This is a genomic window from Burkholderia sp. BCC0044 (assembly GCF_902832955.1).
Classification (GTDB): domain Bacteria; phylum Pseudomonadota; class Gammaproteobacteria; order Burkholderiales; family Burkholderiaceae; genus Burkholderia.
The window spans coordinates 635,339-653,533 of sequence record NZ_CADFDO010000002.1 but is presented as its reverse complement, the minus strand read 5'-3'; the positions used below and the strand labels follow the sequence as shown (position 1 = coordinate 653,533).

General features: G+C 67.5%; 17 protein-coding genes. 10 read left to right on the top strand and 7 right to left on the bottom strand.

The window, feature by feature from the left end; all coding sequences use genetic code 11:
• The first annotated feature begins 71 nt into the window (after nt 1-71).
• Nucleotides 72-326, top strand: a complete 255-nt coding sequence (locus HWX14_RS11530; protein WP_175875304.1) for a GlsB/YeaQ/YmgE family stress response membrane protein — start codon at nt 72-74, stop codon at nt 324-326.
• Nucleotides 327-690: 364 nt separating this feature from the next.
• Nucleotides 691-1,026, top strand: coding sequence for a type 1 fimbrial protein (locus HWX14_RS11525; protein ID WP_175882831.1), 336 nt, complete (start codon nt 691-693; stop codon nt 1,024-1,026).
• A 35-nt stretch (nt 1,027-1,061) separates the two neighbouring features.
• Here HWX14_RS11525 and HWX14_RS11520 read toward each other — a convergent pair whose 3' ends face one another.
• The 3 genes from HWX14_RS11520 to HWX14_RS11510 all read right to left on the bottom strand — a co-directional run bounded on the left by HWX14_RS11520 (nt 1,062) and on the right by HWX14_RS11510 (nt 4,030).
• Nucleotides 1,062-1,934 (bottom strand): LysR substrate-binding domain-containing protein, encoded by an 873-nt coding sequence (locus HWX14_RS11520; protein ID WP_175882830.1) that lies wholly within the window; start codon nt 1,932-1,934, stop codon nt 1,062-1,064.
• A 112-nt stretch (nt 1,935-2,046) separates the two neighbouring features.
• Entirely contained in the window at nt 2,047-2,946 is a 900-nt protein-coding gene (bla, locus tag HWX14_RS11515) for a class A beta-lactamase (RefSeq protein ID WP_175882829.1), read from the bottom strand.
• Between the two features lie 211 nt (nt 2,947-3,157).
• Nucleotides 3,158-4,030 (bottom strand): peptidoglycan DD-metalloendopeptidase family protein, encoded by an 873-nt coding sequence (locus tag HWX14_RS11510; protein WP_175882828.1) that lies wholly within the window; start codon nt 4,028-4,030, stop codon nt 3,158-3,160.
• Between the two features lie 502 nt (nt 4,031-4,532).
• Here HWX14_RS11510 and HWX14_RS11505 point away from each other — a divergent pair.
• From HWX14_RS11505 to HWX14_RS11495, 3 genes are all read left to right on the top strand, one after another.
• Nucleotides 4,533-5,429, top strand: a complete 897-nt coding sequence (locus HWX14_RS11505; RefSeq protein WP_175882827.1) for a LysR family transcriptional regulator — start codon at nt 4,533-4,535, stop codon at nt 5,427-5,429.
• Between the two features lie 46 nt (nt 5,430-5,475).
• The gene (locus tag HWX14_RS11500; protein ID WP_011547519.1) at nt 5,476-5,862 is read left to right on the top strand and encodes an ester cyclase; all 387 of its coding nucleotides are present in this window, start codon (nt 5,476-5,478) and stop codon (nt 5,860-5,862) included.
• A 503-nt stretch (nt 5,863-6,365) separates the two neighbouring features.
• Nucleotides 6,366-8,537, top strand: coding sequence for a hypothetical protein (locus HWX14_RS11495; RefSeq protein ID WP_175882826.1), 2,172 nt, complete (start codon nt 6,366-6,368; stop codon nt 8,535-8,537).
• An 83-nt stretch (nt 8,538-8,620) separates the two neighbouring features.
• Here the strand turns inward: HWX14_RS11495 and HWX14_RS11490 are convergent, their stop codons facing one another.
• On the bottom strand, nt 8,621-9,361 hold the full coding sequence (locus tag HWX14_RS11490) for a sulfite exporter TauE/SafE family protein (RefSeq protein WP_175882825.1): 741 nt from the start codon (nt 9,359-9,361) through the stop codon (nt 8,621-8,623).
• 132 nt (nt 9,362-9,493) lie between these two features.
• Nucleotides 9,494-10,495: an aldo/keto reductase gene (locus tag HWX14_RS11485; RefSeq protein WP_175882824.1), complete on the bottom strand. Its 1,002-nt coding sequence runs from the start codon at nt 10,493-10,495 to the stop codon at nt 9,494-9,496.
• 141 nt (nt 10,496-10,636) lie between these two features.
• Between HWX14_RS11485 and HWX14_RS11480 the strand changes: the two genes are divergently transcribed.
• The gene (locus HWX14_RS11480) at nt 10,637-11,551 is read left to right on the top strand and encodes a LysR family transcriptional regulator (protein WP_175882823.1); all 915 of its coding nucleotides are present in this window, start codon (nt 10,637-10,639) and stop codon (nt 11,549-11,551) included.
• Nucleotides 11,552-11,615: 64 nt separating this feature from the next.
• On the opposite strand, the gene HWX14_RS11475 is transcribed toward HWX14_RS11480, so the two are convergent.
• Nucleotides 11,616-12,770 (bottom strand): porin, encoded by a 1,155-nt coding sequence (locus HWX14_RS11475; protein WP_175882822.1) that lies wholly within the window; start codon nt 12,768-12,770, stop codon nt 11,616-11,618.
• Nucleotides 12,771-13,152: 382 nt separating this feature from the next.
• Between HWX14_RS11475 and HWX14_RS11470 the strand changes: the two genes are divergently transcribed.
• Both HWX14_RS11470 and HWX14_RS11465 read left to right on the top strand, forming a co-directional pair.
• Nucleotides 13,153-14,250, top strand: coding sequence for an OpgC domain-containing protein (locus HWX14_RS11470; RefSeq protein WP_175882821.1), 1,098 nt, complete (start codon nt 13,153-13,155; stop codon nt 14,248-14,250).
• A gap of 61 nt (nt 14,251-14,311) precedes the next feature.
• On the top strand, nt 14,312-15,259 hold the full coding sequence (locus HWX14_RS11465; RefSeq protein ID WP_175882820.1) for an alpha/beta hydrolase-fold protein: 948 nt from the start codon (nt 14,312-14,314) through the stop codon (nt 15,257-15,259).
• Between the two features lie 111 nt (nt 15,260-15,370).
• Here the strand turns inward: HWX14_RS11465 and HWX14_RS11460 are convergent, their stop codons facing one another.
• Nucleotides 15,371-16,585: an FAD-dependent monooxygenase gene (locus HWX14_RS11460; RefSeq protein ID WP_175882819.1), complete on the bottom strand. Its 1,215-nt coding sequence runs from the start codon at nt 16,583-16,585 to the stop codon at nt 15,371-15,373.
• Nucleotides 16,586-16,751: 166 nt separating this feature from the next.
• On the opposite strand from HWX14_RS11460, the gene HWX14_RS11455 reads away from it, so the two are divergent.
• Both HWX14_RS11455 and HWX14_RS11450 read left to right on the top strand, forming a co-directional pair.
• The gene (locus tag HWX14_RS11455; protein ID WP_175882818.1) at nt 16,752-17,696 is read left to right on the top strand and encodes a LysR family transcriptional regulator; all 945 of its coding nucleotides are present in this window, start codon (nt 16,752-16,754) and stop codon (nt 17,694-17,696) included.
• Nucleotides 17,656-18,102 (top strand): hypothetical protein, encoded by a 447-nt coding sequence (locus HWX14_RS11450; RefSeq protein WP_175882817.1) that lies wholly within the window; start codon nt 17,656-17,658, stop codon nt 18,100-18,102. The genes HWX14_RS11455 and HWX14_RS11450 overlap by 41 nt, the downstream gene beginning before the upstream one ends.
• Nucleotides 18,103-18,195 lie beyond the last annotated feature (93 nt).

Here is an 18,195-nt window from a genome sequence, read left to right as displayed (position 1 = left end):
CCGCATGGAACCCTTGTACACCGCACGGGTCAACTTCCTTTCGTCAACAGCACAGCAATAGGGAGGCATTCATGCTGCAATTCATCGAAACCCTGGTGGTCGGGCTCATCGTCGGCCTCCTCGCCCGCGCACTCAAGCCGGGCGACGACAAGATGGGCATCCTGATGACCATCGTGCTCGGCGTGGTCGGCTCGCTGGTCGCCGGCTACATCGGCCGCGCGGCCGGCTGGTATGCGCCGGGCCAGGGCGCGGGCTGGATCGCGTCGATCATCGGCGCGATCGTGCTGCTCGTCGTCGTGGGCGCGATCCGCAAGCGCGCGAGCTGAACACCGCACCCCGCGCTCCAGCGCAAAACGGCCGCTCGTCATACACGAGCGGCCGTTTTCTTTTCGCGCATCGTCATGCTCAGCATCGCCGATTCGTTGAGTCCTCAACGATTTACCGACGAATCCCGCATCCATCGGCGCGCGCTCCCCGAGTTTACGTGACCGGCAATACCCTGACTTGCGGCCGCACAAATTTGAGATAAATTGATTGAAGGAATACGGCGTCGTTTGCTCATCGCCGATATTTCCGGTTTCTCACTCAAGAGGTTCGATGAACTTGCCGTTTACGCATACAGCACCGCAGCGTTGACGGACTGCCATTCGAGCGGCCTCGCTGCGACGCGCTTCCTCTCTGGAGCCTGTCATGAAGCATCGTTCGTTTGCCGCCTCGTTTGCCCTGGCTGCCTCGCTTCTGGCCTCATCCTCGTCCTTTGCCGCCGGCGCGTCCGGCATCATCCACTTCACCGGCATGATCGTCGAACCGCCCTGCTCGTTCGCGCTCGACACGGCCGACGCCGCGCATGCGCACGTGCGCCCCGACTGCCCGCGCCCGGCGAGCGGGCAAGTCGCGTTCGTCGATGCGGCCAGCCTGCACACGATCAAGACCACGACCTTTACGCAGGCCTCCCGCGCAATCGTTTTACCCGACCGTCCGGGCAACGCGCACGCGCCGATGATCGCCGTCGTCACCTACCAGTAGCAACCCGCTGCCGCAGCCGCCGCGCGTCGGTCGCGTCAGTCGCGATGGCGCGCGATCCAGTCGCTGAACGCGCGGATCTTCTGCTGGCTGCCGAGGTTCTCGGGATAGACGAAGAAGTAGCGTGCGCCCGTTTCGAGCACGATGTCGAACGGCCGTTCGAGCCGGCGCGCGCTGACGTCGTCGTCGACGAGCGTCACGTCACCGATCGCGACGCCGAAGCCCTGCATCGCCGCGTTCGTCGCGAGATCGAGCGTGTCGAACGTCGGCCCGCGCGCGGGATCGACGCCGCGCTCGCCCGCATGGTCGAGCCATGCGCGCCAGTCGCGATGGTCGCGCGTCGGATGCAGCAGCGTGTGGCGCGCGAGATCGCCGACCGCGCCGAGCGGCGACGCCTGCCGCAACTCGGGCGCGCACACGGGTGTGAGCCGCTCGTCGAACAACGGCAGCGCGACGACGCCGGGGCCCGGCGACGTCCCGTAGACGATCGCCGCATCGAACGGTTCGCTCGAGAAATCGACGACGTGCTGCCACGCGGTCGTGATCTGCACGTGGAGATCGGGATGTTCGCCCTGGAAGCGCATGATGCGCGGCAGCATCCAGCGCATCACGCAGGTCGGCACCTTCAGCGCGAGATCGGTGCGCTGCCGCGTGAGCTTCATCGAGATGTCCTCGATCCGCGCGAAGCTCTCGTCGACCACCGGCAACAATTGCTCGCCCTCGGCCGTCAGCGTGAGGCCCTTCGCATGCCGCCTGAACAGCGGAAAACCGTAGTGCGCCTCGAGCGTCTGGATCTGCCGGCTCACCGCGCCCTGCGTGATGCACAGCTGCTCGGCGGCACGCGTGAAGCTGCGGTGGCGAGCCACCGTCGAGAAGATCTGCAGCGCGTGCAGGGGCGGAAGTCGGCGCATGGCGAACGGGAAACCGAAACAGGAAACGGCGCGGAAGGACCGCGCGCCGACGCCGGCGCGCGCTGACCGACACGATAAGCCAAACGCCGGCTTTGTGCGAGGCGCCGAAAATTCAGGCCGTCGCGGTGAGCGCGCCCGCCGCGATGCGCGCCGCCGATGCGACGACGTCCGCGCGCGCCGCGGCAGCGGCGTCCGGCTGCGTGAACGACACCGCCATCACGATCGGCGCGCGCGACGGCGGCCACAGCACCGCGAGGTCGGTCGTCGTGCCGTAGCCGCCGGTGCCGGCCTTGTCCGCGACGCGCCAGCCGGGCGGCACGCCCGCCGCGATGCCGGTCGCGCCGCGTGCGCCGCCGACCATCCATTCCGTCAGTTGCGCGCGCTGCGGCTCGCGCAGCGTATCGCCGAGCAGCAGCCGCTGCAGCGTATCGACCATCGCGACCGGCGTCGACGTGTCGCGCTCGTCGCCGGGCGCGGCGTTGTTCAGCTCGGGTTCCCAGTGATCGAGGCGGAAGCTGGTGTCGCCGCTTTCGCGCGCGAACGCCGTGACGGCCTGCGGGCCGCCGAGCACGCCCATCAGCAGGTTGCCCGCACCCTTGTCGCCCGACTGCAGCATCGCCGCGCACAGCTGCGCGATCGTCATGCCGGTGTCGACGTGGCTTTCCGTCACCGGCGAGCCGGACACGATTTCATAGCGGCGATACAGGATGCGGCGCGGCAGTAGCGACGCGTCGAGCGAGCCGCGCGCGAGCATCGCGGCGGCCGCCATGACCGCATACGTGCCGCACAGCGGGAAGCGCTCGCGCGCATGGTGCGCGATGCGCACGCCGTTCGACGTATCGAGCGCGGCGACGCCGAGCCGCCCGTTCGACGCTTTTTCGAGCGCGGCGAGTTCGGCTTGTGCGGTGTGGGCGCGCCCCTGGTCGGCGACCGGCGCGGACGTGCACGCGGCAACGAATGGCGCGGCAACGGCGGCAAGCAACAGCGAGCGGCGTGTCGGAGAGTGTTCCATGAATGAGATCTGTTCTGTCGGAAACGGTGGCGCGAAGCGACGCGGCCGCGCATCGTCGACGCGCGACCGTTCACGCCGACGGCCGGCCCGCGACGGCATTCGCCGCGCTTCCCCGAAAGACGCCCGTCGGCCCCGCGCGGTGGCGGGATTCGCATGAACAGACCCTAGCGTAGCAGCGACCGCCGTCGCGTTCCAGCGAAACGGCCGCGCTTCACCCTTGCGACGAAGGCAGGTACGGCATCGGATTCACCGGCTTGCCGTCGCGTCGCACCTCGAACAGCAGCGCGACGCGCGAGTTGTCGAGGTCGCCCATCTCGGCGATCGCATCGCCCTGATGCACGATGTCGCCCGTCTTCACGAGCAGCTTGCGGTTGTGCGCATAGGCGGTCAGGAAATCCGCGTTGTGCTGGACGATGATCAGGCTGCCGTAATCGTTCAGGCCGGTGCCCGCATACATCACGCGGCCGTCGGCCGCGGCGCGGACCGGGTCGCCCGGCCGGCCGGCGATCTGGATGCCGCGGGTCTGCCCGGGCCGGAACCCGTCGACGATCTTGCCGGTCGCCGGCCACTTGAGCGCGACGCCGCCCGCCCGGCGCTTCGTTTCCTTGACGACCTGGCGATCGCTCGCGCTCGATGCGCCGGCCTGCGAAGTTGTCTGCGCAGTGGCCTGCGCGGTTGCCTGATTCCCCGCCGCACCATTGCTCGCGACGGCCTGCGTGCCGGCCGCGCCCGCGGGCGGCAGCGGCTGCTGCTTGACGATGCGCAGCACCTGCCCCCGGCGCAACCTGCCGTTCGCTGCCAGCTTGTTCCAGGTGCGCAAGTCGGCCACGCTGCAATCGTTCGCGGATGCGATGCCCGTCAGCGTGTCGCCGCGTTTCACGACGTACTTGCGCGCGACGAGAATCGGCGCGGCCGGCATCGGCGCGGCCGGCATCGCGGCAGGCTGGCTTGCAGCGGAAGGCTGCGCCGCCAGCGTGTCGCTCGGCGGAACGGACTGCGTATTTGCACAACCGGCCATGACGAGCACGGCGGCCAGGCTCGACAACAGCCCCGCCGCCTTGCGGTGAATCTCGCGCGTTTTCATGGACGATCCGACTCCGGTTTGACAATCTTTCAAGCATCTCAAAAACGGAACGGCCGACGTGTAACCGGATGCAAACAATGATGACAAACGATCACGGACCGGATGCCGGCCGGCATTCGCTACCGGTAATACGGTCCGATCCGGAAAAACTTGATGGTCTTTGCGCAGAAAAACGGAAGAATTTTCGTCGTAAAAAACTATGGCGGACTTGTTTCAATAGGCACGATCGACAGCGTTCACCGCAACCATGCGACGAGTTCGGCTCCGGCCCACGCGACGCCGATGCACAGGAACAACAGATGCAGCGCGATCTTGAACGACACGCCCCACGACGAATCGATCTGCATGACGAGCTCCCCCGGTTGATGTGCGTCCATCATCGTCCGCCGATCACGCCCCGAAAATGCGGAAGCGGCGAACCGCGTCTCAGGCTGCCCCTGAGACCGGCGCGGCGGTTCCTGCTAACTTATCGGCCATTCCCCCACCCATCGTTCCGCCCATCATGCGCTTCGACCTGACCGACCTGCGGCTCTTCCTGAACATCTGCGAGGCCGGCACGATCACGAACGGCGCCGAACGCACGCACATCACGCTGCAGGCGGCGAGCGAACGCATTCGCGGGATGGAAGACGAACTCGGCGTGCCGCTGCTGCACCGGACCAAGACGGGCGCGCAGCCGACCGACGCGGGCCGCGCGCTCGAACACCACGCGCGCACCGTGCTGCAGCAGATCGATCACATGCGCGGCGAACTGCAGCAATTCGGCCAGGGGCTGCGCGGCCATATCCGGCTGCTGTGCAACACCGCGTCGCTGAGCGAGTACCTGCCCGACGCACTGGCCGATTACCTGCCGCACCATCCGAAGCTGTCGATCAGCGTCGAGGAACGCTCGAGCCAGGAGATCGTGCATGCGATCCGCAACAAGACGGCCGAGGTCGGCATCGTCGCCGATTCGGTCGGGCTCGGCGGGCTCGAACAGAAGCCGTTCCGCGAAGACTGGCTGATCGTCGTCGTGCCGGCCGCGCATCCGCTCGCGTCGCACGACAAGGTCGCGTTCGACGACATCGCCGGCGAAGACTTCATCGGCCTCACCGACGGCAGCGCGCTGCAGGTGCATCTTGCCGACCAGGCGCGCGCGCTCGGCAAGCGGATCCGGTATCGCGTGCAGTTGAAGAGCTTCGACGCGATCTGCCGCGTGATCGCGAGCGGCGTGGGCATCGGCATCGTGTCGCGGCATGCGGCCGAGCGCGCGATGCAGACGATGGACGTGCGGCTCGTCGAGTTGTCCGATCCGTGGAGCCATCGGAAACTGACGCTCTGCGCGCGGTCGTTCGACGCGCTGCCGAAGTACACGCGCGAGTTCGTCGCGTTCCTGTCGGGCGACGCGCCGCCGCCGTAACGCGCGCCGCACCCGACTCGCCCCATCGACATACGGAGACATCGCCATGACCGATACCGATCTCGCCACCCGCTATCGCGCGTATATCGACTGCCTGAACCGGCAGGACTGGACGGCGCTCGGCGAATACGTGTCCGACGACGTGATCCACAACGACCGGCCGCTCGGCCTCGCCGGTTACCGCGCGATGCTGGAACAGGACTTCCGCGACATTCCCGATCTGCGCTTCGACATCCGGCTGCTCGTGTGCGAGCCGCCGCGTGTCGCGTGCCGCCTTCGCTTCGCGTGTTCGCCGAAGGGGACGTTCATGGGGCTCGCCGTCGACGGCCGCAAGGTCACGTTCGCCGAAAACGTGTTCTACGAGTTTCACGAAGGCAAGATCCGGCAGGTGTGGTCGGTGATCGACAAGGCGGCGATCGAGAAACAGCTTTGAACGTCGTCGAAATAGCTTGGCGCCGCGCGCGGCGGCCGGTAGTCACGAGTGGATGAATGCGCTTCGATTCTTATGGATAACGTTTTCTCTCATTGCGTATCGAGAACCCGTTTCCATGCCATGCTCCGGCCTGCCGCTTCAAAGCGCGATCGCTCTCGTGCAATGAGCGCTCAATCATCGGGAAAAATACCGGCGATTTTCGCGTAATTCCAATTCCCTTTCCCGCACCCTCTGCTCGCCGCCATTCGGGTTTCTACCGGCGAATCCGATGTGAAAGTTCATTGACATCACGCCGTTCGATGCCTAAATTTGGAAAACGTTTTCCAATGCTCGCGCGCGACGCCGGTCATGGCCCGTGCAGGGAGAACGCTTGCCCGCTCGACTGTGATTCAGCGCGTCCGTCTTCAGGGAATCAGGGTTGCAGACGGAAGCCGGGTACGGGCATCGAGCGCGGCATCGGCCACACGTGCCGTGCTTCATCACTATTCAAAACTGGAGACACCATGCATCCGCGCAGCAGATTCGCGCTCGGCGCCGCGCTCAGCGCCCTTTCCGTCCTGTTCGTCAGCGCATGCGGCGGCAACGACGTGACCGACACGCCGTCGTCGCCCCCTTCGTCCACCACGCCCACCCCGCCCGCGCTCGCCGCGAATTCGCTGCAGGCGCTCGTGTATGGCGCGCCCGACACCAGCGTGCCGGCCGGCACGAACGTTCCGGTCACGATGATGGGCCAGATGCGCGCGCTGTTCGACCTGATCCGGAAATCGCCCGACTTCACGCAGGTCGTGATGGACCTCGGCGACGGCACGCCCGTCCACGTGCTCGACACGAATACCGGCGACAAATTCCTGCCCGGCAAGCTCGCGCTCGGCCTGTCGTACATCCTGATCGACATGAAGTCGAAGAACGACCCGCAATACGCGAGCTACCTCGCGACGTACCAGACGATCACGACCGCGATGATGGCGCAGTCGGGCAGCAACTACGCGTATGCGAACACGTCGTGGGGCGAGTACTACTACCTCGTCGCGCTGAACAACCTGAAGGCGCACGGGATGCTCAACGAAGTCTTCAGCGACGCGATGCTCGCGACGCTGCAGCAGCGGCTCACCTTCTGCGACATGTTCGGCCCCGATTCGAGCGGCAAGACCACGACGTGCCCGGCCGCCGGCACGCCGATCGACATCGCGTCGCTCAACACCGCGCAGAACTACTATGCGGTGTCCTACGGCATTGCCGGACTGCGCCAGAAGCTCGGCTGGAGCAGCCCGTCGTTCGCATCGAAGACCGATCCGTCCGTCGCGGCGATGAGCGCGCGCGACGCGTTGCTGTACACGCTGACGAACCACATCCGCAACGACTCGTCGGGCGGGTTCTCCGACGAAGCATCGAACACGCACACGACCTACTACGACCAGGCGCGCTTCGACCGCTACAGCACGCTGCTGATCGGCGAAGTGGTCGAGCGCACGTTCGAGATGGGCAACGAAGCGAATCTCACGCCGGAGCTGAAGGGCTATCTGCGCAAGTCGGTCGACCTGATCCTGCCGCAGCTGAACGCCGACGGCCAGGGCTTCAACTACGGCCGCTCGATCGGCCCGTACGGCGATTCCGCGTTCATGGAAGTGCTGACGGCCGCGGCCAATGCCGGCGTGCTGACCGATCGCGAGAAACAGGTTGCGTATGCATTCATCTACCAGGCCGCGCGTCGTTTCGACACGTACTGGTACGACCCGTCGCTGCCGACGCCGTCGGTGAACATGTGGGTCAAGGGCCGCGGCACCGACACGTATCGCGGCAAGCCGCGCGTGATGGGCGAGAACTTCAGCCTGCTGCACCAGTACCTGTACGTGAACGCGTGGTGGAACAAGCTCGGCTTCGGCGGCCAGGCGCCGATGGCCGATGCGGACTACCGCGCGTGGCTCGACGCGCTGCCGCGCTACACGCTCACCTGGTACAACCAGCCGGGCGACGCCGCGCATCCGTACAGCGCCGCGCTGCTCACCGTGCGCGACGGCCGGCGCGTGATCAACCTGAACCTCAGCCAGGCGCCCGACTACAACTCGTACACGCCGTATTACCCGGTGCCGTTCTCCGACAAGCTGATCTACGGCACGACCGACCTCGGCTATGCGCTGCTGCTCCCGCAGGTGACGTACAACGCGAAGACCTACATTCCCGTCACGTACTACAGGAACCTGAACGTGCAGCAAAGCAACGGCCAGGTAGTCGTGTCGTTCGATACGACGAAGTTCCGGCTCGCGTCGAAGAACGCCGCGTACACGACGGATCTCGATCTGCAGGTGCACACGGTGCTGACGTTCGCGCACGGCACGGTCTCGCGCAGCGATACGCTGAGTTCGGGCACGCTCGCCGGCAACCTCGCGGTCGAGACGGACTTCACGTCGTTCGCGGATTTCGCGTCGACGCAGGCGAATGGCGACGGCGTGTCGGTGACGTACGCGAACAGCGCCGCGACCGGCTATGCGGCATCCGGATTCGACAACTGCGCGCTGTCCGCCTTCGACACGGCGAACGGCGCGACGAATCCGCTGTCGACGACGCCGATCGGGCAGCTGCATTCGAACTTCGCGTGCACGACGAAGCCGTTCGCGCTCGGCGCGGGCGCGACCCGCACGGTCGGGTGGACGCTGAAGTACGCCGATCCGGCGTAAGCAGCGCGACCGTAGCCCCGTGACCGTTCCCGAAGCCGGTTGCCGAAACCGGCTTCGGGATCATTCAGCGGCCGGGCGCGTGCTCACCACCACCCCGCCCCCGCCATATACGCGCCGAGCGCAATCAGCCCGACGAAGAAGCAACGCTTGAACATCTTCTCGCTCATCACGCGCCGCGCATATTGACCGCCGGCCATCCCCGCCAGCGCAGGCACGAGCGCGAGCGCCGACACGCCGAGATCGACCGTCTGCAATGCGCCCGTCACGCGCAACTGCAAGCCGAGCACGATCGTCGACGCGGTAAACGACAGCCCGAGCGCCTGGATCAGATCGTCCTTCGACAGCCGCAGCGCCTGCAGGTACGGCACGGCCGGTACGACGAACACACCGGTCGCGGCCGTCACGACGCCCGTCAGGTAGCCGACCACGGCAGACAGCCATTTCTCATGGCGCCCCGGCGCGGGCAGCCGCGCGGCCGCCAGCCCCCACAGCCCGTAAAGCACCAGCACGACACCGAGCGCCGCGTGCGTCCACGTGCTGCCGGCCGCGAGCGCCGGCAACCCGCCCGTCAGCGTGCCGACCGTCACGCCGGCGAGCAGCGGCCACAGCCGGCGCAGCAGCGCGCCGAACGACGGGCCGAGCCACAACTGCCACACATTGGTGATGAACGACGGCACGAGCAGCAGGCTCGCCGCGGCCGACGGCGGCATCGCGAGCGTCAGCAGCCCCATCGCGATCGTCGGCAGCCCGAGCCCGATCATCCCCTTCACCGCGCCGGCCAGCAGGAAAACCAGCACGATGATCGTCAGCGTATGAATTTGCATGGCAGGCATTCCGTCCGTTGAGTACGGCGCCGATGGTGCCTGCCCGCGATGCCGCCCGCCATCTGGCTTTGCCTGAGGCTGGCTCGGGGCCGCCGGCCGGGGCGGTCGGGCCCGGCGATCCGGCCCCATGAATCACCCGTGACCCTGCTCGCTGTCGAGGTGCACCATCTGCGCGGCCGGATAGCGCTCGCCGGCAGCCGCCCCGGCGGGAACCGCCGCTTCGATGCGGGCGAGATCTTCGACCGTTAGTTGCAATTCAGTCGCACGCAAGCCGTCCTGCAGTTGTGTGCGCTTGCGCGCGCCGACCAGCGGCACGATGTCGGCGCCGCGCGACAGCACCCACGCGATCGCGACCTGTGCCGGATTGCTGCCCTTCTCCTCCGCGATCGCGCGCAGCGCATCGACCAGCGCGAGGTTGTGCTCGAGGTTCTCGCCCTGGAAGCGCGGGCTCGCCGCGCGGAAATCGCGCTCGCCCTGCCGCGCCGCGCTCCAGCCGCCGCCGAGCAACCCGCGCGACAGCACGCCGTACGCCGTCACCCCGATCCCGAGTTCGCGGCACGCGGGCAGGATTTCGGCCTCGATCCCGCGCGACAGCAGCGAGTATTCGATCTGCAGATCGGCGATCGGCGCCACGGCTGCCGCGCGGCGGATCGTGTCCGCGCCGACTTCCGACAGCCCGATATGGCGCACGTAACCGGCCTTCACGAGATCGGCGATCGCGCCGACCGTCTCCTCGATCGGCACCGCCGGATCGACGCGCGCCGGGCGGTAGATATCGAGGTAGTCGGTGCCGAGCCGCTTCAGCGAATACGCGACGAAGTTGCGGATCGCCGCGGGCCGCGCGTCGTAGCCGACGAACCCGCCGGCCGGATCGCGCAGCGCGCCGAACTTCACGCTGATCAGCACCTGGTCGCGCGTGCGGCCGCGCAGCGCGTCGCGAATCAGCATCTCGTTGTCGCCCATTCCGTAGAAGTCGCCCGTATCGAGCAGCGTGATGCCGTGGTCGAGCGCCGCGTGCAGCGTCGCGATGCTTTCGTCGCGATCCGCCGGCCCGTAAAAATCCGACATCCCCATGCAGCCGAGCCCGATCGCCGAAACCTGCGGGCCCGTGCGGCCCAGTTGACGCTTGTCCATGTCCATGTCCTTGCGGTGGTGACTGAATCAACCGGATTCTGAGCGCATCGCCGCGCACGATAAACGCGAAACCCCCAACCAGTTCATTCCACGATGATTAACAATGGAGCCTGTTCCCATCCGCCACGCTCCCGCCCCCGCATGGACCATCTGCAAGCAATGCGCGTCTTCGCGCGCGTCGCCCATCTCGGCAGCTTCACGAAAGCGGCCGAGCAACTCCAGCTGCCGCGCCCGACGGTCAGCAACGCCGTCCAGTATCTGGAAAAGCACCTGAAGATCCGCCTGCTGCAACGCACGACGCGGCGCGTCGCGCTGACCGCCGAGGGCGCGACCTATTACGAGCGCTGCGTGCAGTTGCTCGCCGATCTCGACGATGCGGAGACGCTGTTCGAGGACGCCGGCGCGTCGCCGCGCGGCCTGATCCGCGTCGACCTGCCCGAACGTTTCGCGCTGACCCAGGTGATTCCGGCGCTGCCGGATTTCCACGCGCGCTACCCCGACCTGCGCGTCGTGATCAGCATGACCGACCGCTTCGTCGACCTCGTGGCCGACGGCATCGACTGCGCGGTGCGGGTCGGCGTGCTGTCCGACACGTCGCTCGTCGCGCGGCGCGTCGGCGAGATGGCCCAGATCAACTGCGCGTCGCCCGCCTATCTCGCGCGCCACGGCACGCCGCGCTCGCCGGACGAACTGCCGGACCACGTCGCGGTCGGCTATTTCTCGAGCCGCACGGGCCGCGAGCTGGACTGGGAATATGCGGACATGGATTCGGACGAGGTGCACACGGTGAAGATGCGCAGCGTCGTGTCGGTCAACAGTTCGCAGGCGTATCTCGCGTGCTGTCTCGCGGGCCTCGGGCTGGTCCAGGCGCCGCGCGACGGGCTCGCGCCGCTGCTCGCCGACGGCTCGCTGGTCGAGGTGCTGCCGGAATGGCAGGCGCCGCCGCTGCCGGTATCGGTCGTGTTTCCGCACAGCCGGCATCTGGCCCCGCGCGTGCGGATCTTCGTCGACTGGCTCGCGCAAACGCTCGGCGGCACCCCGCACCGAGCGGCCTGACGGCGGCCGGCGGCCGGCTGCCGGCGCCGGGCGATTCACCGCGCGGCGCCGGGCGGTCAGGACATCAGAACTTGTGGCGGATCGCGGCGCGCACCGCGAACTGGTTCGACGACGCCGACGGGCCGTCCGTCCCGACGACATAGCCACCGTCGGCCGCCGTGCCCGTCTTGTCGCCGCCCACCTTCTGCCACGCGCCCTGCAGGTACACGTCGGTGCGCTTCGACAGGCTGTAGTCGGCCATCAGGCCGACCGTGTGGTACTTCGGCTTGAACGAGCCGGCCGCGGCATCGTACTTGCCGTCCGTGTACACGTACTGCGCGCCGAGATAGAAATCGGGTGTGAGCTGGTACTTGCCGTTGATTTCGAAGTTCTGGAACTTCGTCGCGGTGAGCCCGAGGCCGGCGAACGTCGATGCCGGCAGGTAGACCGTCGACACCGGGTTCTTCACGTCGGTCTTCGTATAGACGACGCCGACCGTGGCCGGGCCGAACGTGTAGTTGACGCCGCCGCCGAAGATGCGCAGCCGGTCGGCGACGAAATTCGCGTCGTCGGCCGCGATCGCGCCCGCGCTGCCGATGCCCGGGTTGTTCGCCTGCAGGTACGCGGCCGCGACCTGCAGCCCCGCCAGCGAATACTGCGCGCCGATGCTGTACTGGCGGTTGTTCGAGAAGCCCGTGCTGTTGCTGAAGCTGTACGTACCGCCGAACGTCAGGCCGTTCCAGTCGGCGCTCGCGTACTTGACCGTGTTGTTGACGCGGAACGAGTTGTCCGTGTTGTCGTTGTCGAACGGGTGCGAGAACAGCGTGCCGCCCCAGTTGCCGTTCGCGGTCAGCGGCGCGAGATAGTCGACGACGGCGTCGTACTGGCGGCCGAGGGTCAGCGTGCCGAAGCGCGACTCGGACAGCCCGACGAACGCCTGGCGGCCGAACATGCGGCCGCCCTGGCCGAGCCGGCCGTTGTTCACGTCGAAACCGTTTTCCAGCGTGAAGACCGCCTTCAGCCCGCCGCCGAGATCCTCGCTGCCCTTCAGGCCCCAGCGGCTGCCCTGCGCATAGCCGCTCGCAAGCTGGTAATTGGTCTTTCCGACCCCATTGACGTTGACGTTGTTCGTGTAATTGAAGCCTTCGTCGATCACGCCGTACAGCGTCACGCTGGTCTCGGCAAAGGCCGGCGCGGCGAAGGCGGCGAGCGCGGCGGCAAAAATGGCGTGCTTCCTCATGACGAATCTCCGGAGCCGAGGGCCGGGCAGGCCTTGCGCCCGGCGAATTGTTCGATCTGTTGTATGGGTGGCCCGCAGGGCGGACGACGCGGTGTGCGGCCGCGTGAGGACAAAATGGTGTCACGACGCAAACCGTCCGTCCATCGGGTGCGGGTCGTCGCGCGCAAAGCGTTGCGCTCGTCCAACTGCCCCGTTGCGCGGACCGCCTGACCGGGCTTATCGGCAGCGGGGGGACGGCCCGCCATCCGCGTAAACCCGGAAGGCGTCGCATCGGTGGCACAATGCGCATCCGTTCGCCATTTCTTCACGAAGTCATGCTTCACCCCGATTCATGCGCGGCGCGTGCCGGCCGTGCCCGCGGCCCGCGCCGGAAGGCGCTCCGATGACCGCGCCGGCCCGGGCCGGCCGCTACGCCGAGCTCGATTTCTTCCGCGGCCTCGTGCTGCTCGTCATCGTCGTCGACCACATCGGCGGCAGCATCCTGTCGCGCGTCACGCTGCACGCGTACGCGCTGTGCGACGCGGCCGAGGTGTTCGTGTTCCTCGGCGGCTTCGCGACCGCCATCGCGTACAACTCGCTCGCCGAGCGGCACGACGAGGCCGCCGCGCGCCAGCGCTTCATCCGGCGGGCGTTCGAGATCTACCGCGCGTTCCTCGTGACGGCCGGCCTGATGCTGCTGATCACCGCCGCGCTGAACGCACTCGCGATCGACGGCCCGAACATGCCGACCAACGATCTCGACGGGCTGCTGCACAAGCCGCTCGCCGCGCTGCGCGACATCCTGCTGTTCCGCCGTCAGCCGTACCTCGCGTCGGTGCTGCCGATGTACGCGTTCTTCGCGCTGCTCGTCCCGCTCGCGCTGCCGCTCGCGCGCACGCAGCCGTGGCTGATGCTCGCGTTCAGCGGATCGCTGTGGTACGCGGCGCCGCACGTCGCGCGCTTTTTGCCGACCGTCGAAGGCGCGCCGTGGGATTTCAACCCGTTCGCGTGGCAGTTCCTGTTCGTGCTCGGCGTGATCGCGCGCTGCCAGCCCGTCTACCAGACGCTCGCGCCCCGGCCGCAGGGCTGGCTGCTGACGGCCGCGTCGCTCGCGATCGTCGCGGCCGGCGCGTACTACCGGCTGCGCATCGAGCCGTTCCCGACCGATCCGTCGATCAAGCAGAACCTCGGCGCGCTGCGTCTCGTGAACTTCCTCGCGATCGCTTGGCTCGCCGCGAAGCTCGTGCACCTCGGCTGGATGAAGAAGGTCGCGCACGCGATGCCGTGGATCGGCACGATCGGCCGGCAAGGGTTGCTGTGCTTCGTCGCCGGCACCGGCATTTCGCTCGCGGTCGATTCGCTGCTCTACCAGGCGACCGAAGGCTATCTCGACGTGCCGCTCGGCCTGACCGCCGACGCCGTCGCGATCGGGCTGCTGTATCTCGTGGCCAAACTCTACGGGCCGCTCGTCGCGCGGCTGCCGTTCCGTTCGCGGCCATGACGCGCCGCGCCGTCACGCGCCGCTGCTACGATAGCCGGCGCCACTCCTGAAACGATTCGCCATGCGCCGACTCGCCCTTCCGCTCGCCCTCGCCCTGATCGCCGGCGCCATCGCCACCGCCCACGCCACGCCGCCGGCGGCCGCGCCCGCGCCCGCGCCGGCGGTATCGCCCGCCCCGCCGGCCGTCCAGACCGCGACGACGCCGTCCACCGCGCAGGAGCCGTCCGTCAATCCGGGCAGCAGCGTCGTGCTGCGCACGTTCCGGTCGGCGTCGCTGAAGCGCGACTGGTCGTACACGGTCTACCTGCCGCCCGGCTACAACCCGGAAGGCGCGCGCTACCCGGTGATGTACCTGCTGCACGGCAACGCGGGCAACGCGAACGACTGGGTCACGCTGGGCCGGCTGCAGGCCACCGCCGACACGCTGATCGAGCGCCGCGACATCCCGCCCGTCGTGATCGTGATGCCGCAGGGCGGCACCGACTGGTACGTCGACCGCAAAGAGAAGATGCAGAGCGCGTTCCTCAACGACCTGCTGCCCGAAGTCGAGGCGCACTTCGCGGTGTCGAACCAGCGCGCGGGCCGCGCGATCGGCGGCGTGTCGATGGGCGGCTTCGGCGCGCTGCGCTTCTCGCTGCTCGAACCCGGGCTGTTCTGCGGCGCGATGCTGCTGAGCCCCGCGATCTATGCGAACGAGCCGCCGCTCAATTCCGCCGCGCGCTACGTCGGCGTGTTCGGCGATCGGCAGTTCGATTCGCGCGTGTGGCACGAGCTGAACTACCCGGCGCTGCTGCGCGGCTATTTCGCGCGTAGCTGGCGCGTGCCGATGTTCATCGCGGCCGGCGACGACGACCTGACGATCCAGGCCGAATCGAGCGTGCTGTATACGCACCTGCGCCGCGCGCAGAACCCGGCCGAACTGCGCATCGTCGACGGCGGGCATACGTGGGATGTGTGGCGCGGATTGCTCGGGCAGGGGTTGAAGTACGCGCTGGAGTGCGTGAAGTGACGGCCGGCGGGCGTGGCGCCGACCGCTTCGGGCTGACGGGTCGGTAACCGGCTGGCCGCGGTCGATGGCCGCCCTAGCCTGTGCGCCGCCCTTCGGCGCGCCACCCACCGCTCAAAGCCACGTCCCGCCCTGCCGCTCGCTCGGCTCCTCGTTGAGCGCATCGAAATCGTGAATCCAGTCCAGGTGATGCAGCACGCCGTCGCGCTCGGCCAGACGCGCGTTGCGCGCCTGCGCGGCCGGCCCGTCGGGAAGATGCAGCACGTCGGCCGCCAAGATCGACGCGTACTGCACCTTGCGCGTCCGGCCGCGACGCAGCCGCTCGTAGGCTTCCTGCGCTTCGCGCCAATTGCCCGGGCCGGCCTTCGCCAATTGCGCGGCCAATACCACCGCATCCTCGATCGACTGATTCGCGCCCTGCCCATGGTGCGGCACCAGCGCGTGCGCGGCATCGCCGATCAACGTCACGCGCCCGCGGCTCCAGCGGCCGAGCGGCGGACGGTGGAACAGCCCCCAGCGCTGACTGATCGGCACGGCCGTGATCATCTGCACCACGGCAGGATGCCAGTTCCCGAACGCGCGCAGTTGCTCGCCTTCCTCGGCCGGCATGACCCAGTCGCGCGACGGCCACGGTGACGGATGCCGCTCGACCAGCAGGAAATTCTGGTCGCCGTCGTCGCCGATCGGATAGTGCAGCAGATGCCCGTGCGGCCCGACCCAGAACTGGATCGTGTCGGGATCGGGCAGCAGGTCCATGCGCGCGGCCGGCACCACGCCGCGAAAGCCCGAACAGCCCGAATACAGCGCATCGTCGTAGCCGAGCATCCAGCGTCGCGTGATCGAACGCGCGCCGTCCGCGCCGATCACGAGATCGGCGTCGACCTGCGTGCCGTTGTCGAACGACAGCGTCACGCGATCGGGGCGCTGCGCGAGGTCGGCCAGACGATGGCCGAGATGGATGCAGTCAAGCCCGACCGCCCGCGACAGCACGGCCTGCAGATCCGCGCGATGCACGCCCCAGTACGCGCCGCCGAATTGCCGGCGGTAGTCGGGTTCGCCGCGATGATGGCCGATCACCGCGCCGCTGCGCCCGTCGCGATAGACGAGCCCCGGGATGTCCGCGCACACCGCATCGAAGGCCGCGCGCAAGCCCATGCGTTCGTAGAAGCGCGTCGCATTGGCCGACAGCGCGACCGCCGCGCCCACTTCGCGCAATTCAGCGGTCTGCTCGTAGAGTTGCGCGTCGATGCCGTGCTCGCGCAATGCGAGCGCGAGGGTCAGGCCGCCGATGCCGGCGCCGACGATCGCAATTTTCAGGTTCGTCTGCATGATGAAGGTGTCTCCGATATGCGTATGTGAGGTGTGCGACTGGCGCGGCGGTCATGTCGAATGCATGCGCCGTATCGGTATTTTCAGGAGTGGACTTTTATCCTGCAATAAAATGAAATGAATCTGCTTCATCACTGAATGCAATGAACCGGACCGCGCAAAACCGATGGAACTGAGCGATATCGACCTCAACCTGCTGCTGCTTTTCCAGCGGCTGATGCAGGAACGGCGCGTGTCGAGCGTCGCCGAGCAGATGAACATGAGCCAGCCGGGCGTCAGCAACGCGCTCGCCAAGCTGCGCCGCCGGCTCGGCGATCCGCTGTTCGTGCGCGGGCCCGGCGGCGTCGTGCCGACGCCGTTCGCGCTGCGTCTCGCGGAACCCGTGTCGCATGCGCTCGCGACGCTGCACGCCGCGCTGAACCCCGACACCGGCTTCGATCCGCTGCGCGCGACGCGCACGCTGACGATCGGCATGACCGATATCGGCGAAGTCGTGTTCCTGCCCGCGCTGCTCGAACACCTGTCGCACGCGGCGCCGGGCATCGCGCTGAACACCGTGCGCAATACGAGCGTCAACCTCGGCGACGAAATGGCCGACGGTCGCGTCGATCTCGCGATCGGCCTGCTGCCGCAACTGAAGGGCGGGTTCTACCAGCGCCGGCTGTTCGATCAGCGCTATGTCTGCCTGTTCCGGCGCGGGCACCCGCTGGAGGAGGCGCCGCTGACGGTCGACGCGTGGCGCGACGCCGAACATCTGGTCGTGGTGTCGGCCGGCACCGGGCACGGGCAAGTGGACGAATGGCTGACGCGGCGCCGCGTGAAGCGCCAGGTGCGGCTGACGGTGCCGCATTTCATGAGCGTGGGCTACATCCTGCAGCGCACCGACCTGATCGCGACGGTGCCCGAGCATCTCGCGCTCCAGCTCGCCGCGCCGTTCTCGCTGGGCTGGCGTGCGCTGCCCGTCCCGCTGCCCGGCGCGCCGATCCATATGCTGTGGCACACGCGGGTCAATCAGGACGAAGGGAACCGGTGGCTGCGCGATGTGGTGGTCGAGTTGTTTGCGGAAACCGGTGCGCGAACGCGAAAGGCCGCAGCCGCCCGGCGGAAATGATCATGGCGATCGCCTGTCACGGAGCACCGAGTCGATGAATCCCAGACGCGTGCATGCGCTCTATCTCAAACATCGTCCCGACGTGGATCTGGTCAAATGCGAATGGATCCATCTGCTGTCGACTGGCAGCGTCGATCGCGACCTTCTCTGGAAGATGCTGTCGACGATCGGTTCCGCGGACGTCGTGATCCACGTTCGTCGCAAGATCGGCGATTTTCTGCCGATCGAGCCCGCGATCGCTTTTATCGACGAACACATCGGCAAAGGGCAGATGCTTGTCTCCGATCGCGCATTCACGAACTTCATCATCGTCGCGCACAACGGCGTGGCGGCGACCTGGCCGCAATGCCTGACGCGAAGCCGGATCGATTTACTGCCGGGCGCGCCAAACGCCACGGCGGTATAGTCGACCGATCGCGACAGCGTGTCGCGCGGTCAATCGCGCTTCGCGGCTCCGCATCAACAGGCACGTCGCGCATTTCGACTACATTGCCAAAGT

Excerpts from the sequence above, each read along its gene's own strand:
- HWX14_RS11530 (WP_175875304.1), top strand. The coding sequence starts at position 72 with ATGCTGCAATTCATCGAAACCCTGGTGGTCGGGCTCATCGTCGGCCTC.
- HWX14_RS11525 (WP_175882831.1), top strand. The coding sequence starts at position 691 with ATGAAGCATCGTTCGTTTGCCGCCTCGTTTGCCCTGGCTGCCTCGCTT.
- HWX14_RS11520 (WP_175882830.1), bottom strand. The coding sequence starts at position 1,934 with ATGCGCCGACTTCCGCCCCTGCACGCGCTGCAGATCTTCTCGACGGTG.
- bla (WP_175882829.1), bottom strand. The coding sequence starts at position 2,946 with ATGGAACACTCTCCGACACGCCGCTCGCTGTTGCTTGCCGCCGTTGCC.
- HWX14_RS11510 (WP_175882828.1), bottom strand. The coding sequence starts at position 4,030 with ATGAAAACGCGCGAGATTCACCGCAAGGCGGCGGGGCTGTTGTCGAGC.
- HWX14_RS11505 (WP_175882827.1), top strand. The coding sequence starts at position 4,533 with ATGCGCTTCGACCTGACCGACCTGCGGCTCTTCCTGAACATCTGCGAG.
- HWX14_RS11500 (WP_011547519.1), top strand. The coding sequence starts at position 5,476 with ATGACCGATACCGATCTCGCCACCCGCTATCGCGCGTATATCGACTGC.
- HWX14_RS11495 (WP_175882826.1), top strand. The coding sequence starts at position 6,366 with ATGCATCCGCGCAGCAGATTCGCGCTCGGCGCCGCGCTCAGCGCCCTT.
- HWX14_RS11490 (WP_175882825.1), bottom strand. The coding sequence starts at position 9,361 with ATGCAAATTCATACGCTGACGATCATCGTGCTGGTTTTCCTGCTGGCC.
- HWX14_RS11485 (WP_175882824.1), bottom strand. The coding sequence starts at position 10,495 with ATGGACAAGCGTCAACTGGGCCGCACGGGCCCGCAGGTTTCGGCGATC.
- HWX14_RS11480 (WP_175882823.1), top strand. The coding sequence starts at position 10,637 with ATGGACCATCTGCAAGCAATGCGCGTCTTCGCGCGCGTCGCCCATCTC.
- HWX14_RS11475 (WP_175882822.1), bottom strand. The coding sequence starts at position 12,770 with ATGAGGAAGCACGCCATTTTTGCCGCCGCGCTCGCCGCCTTCGCCGCG.
- HWX14_RS11470 (WP_175882821.1), top strand. The coding sequence starts at position 13,153 with ATGACCGCGCCGGCCCGGGCCGGCCGCTACGCCGAGCTCGATTTCTTC.
- HWX14_RS11465 (WP_175882820.1), top strand. The coding sequence starts at position 14,312 with ATGCGCCGACTCGCCCTTCCGCTCGCCCTCGCCCTGATCGCCGGCGCC.
- HWX14_RS11460 (WP_175882819.1), bottom strand. The coding sequence starts at position 16,585 with ATGCAGACGAACCTGAAAATTGCGATCGTCGGCGCCGGCATCGGCGGC.
- HWX14_RS11455 (WP_175882818.1), top strand. The coding sequence starts at position 16,752 with ATGGAACTGAGCGATATCGACCTCAACCTGCTGCTGCTTTTCCAGCGG.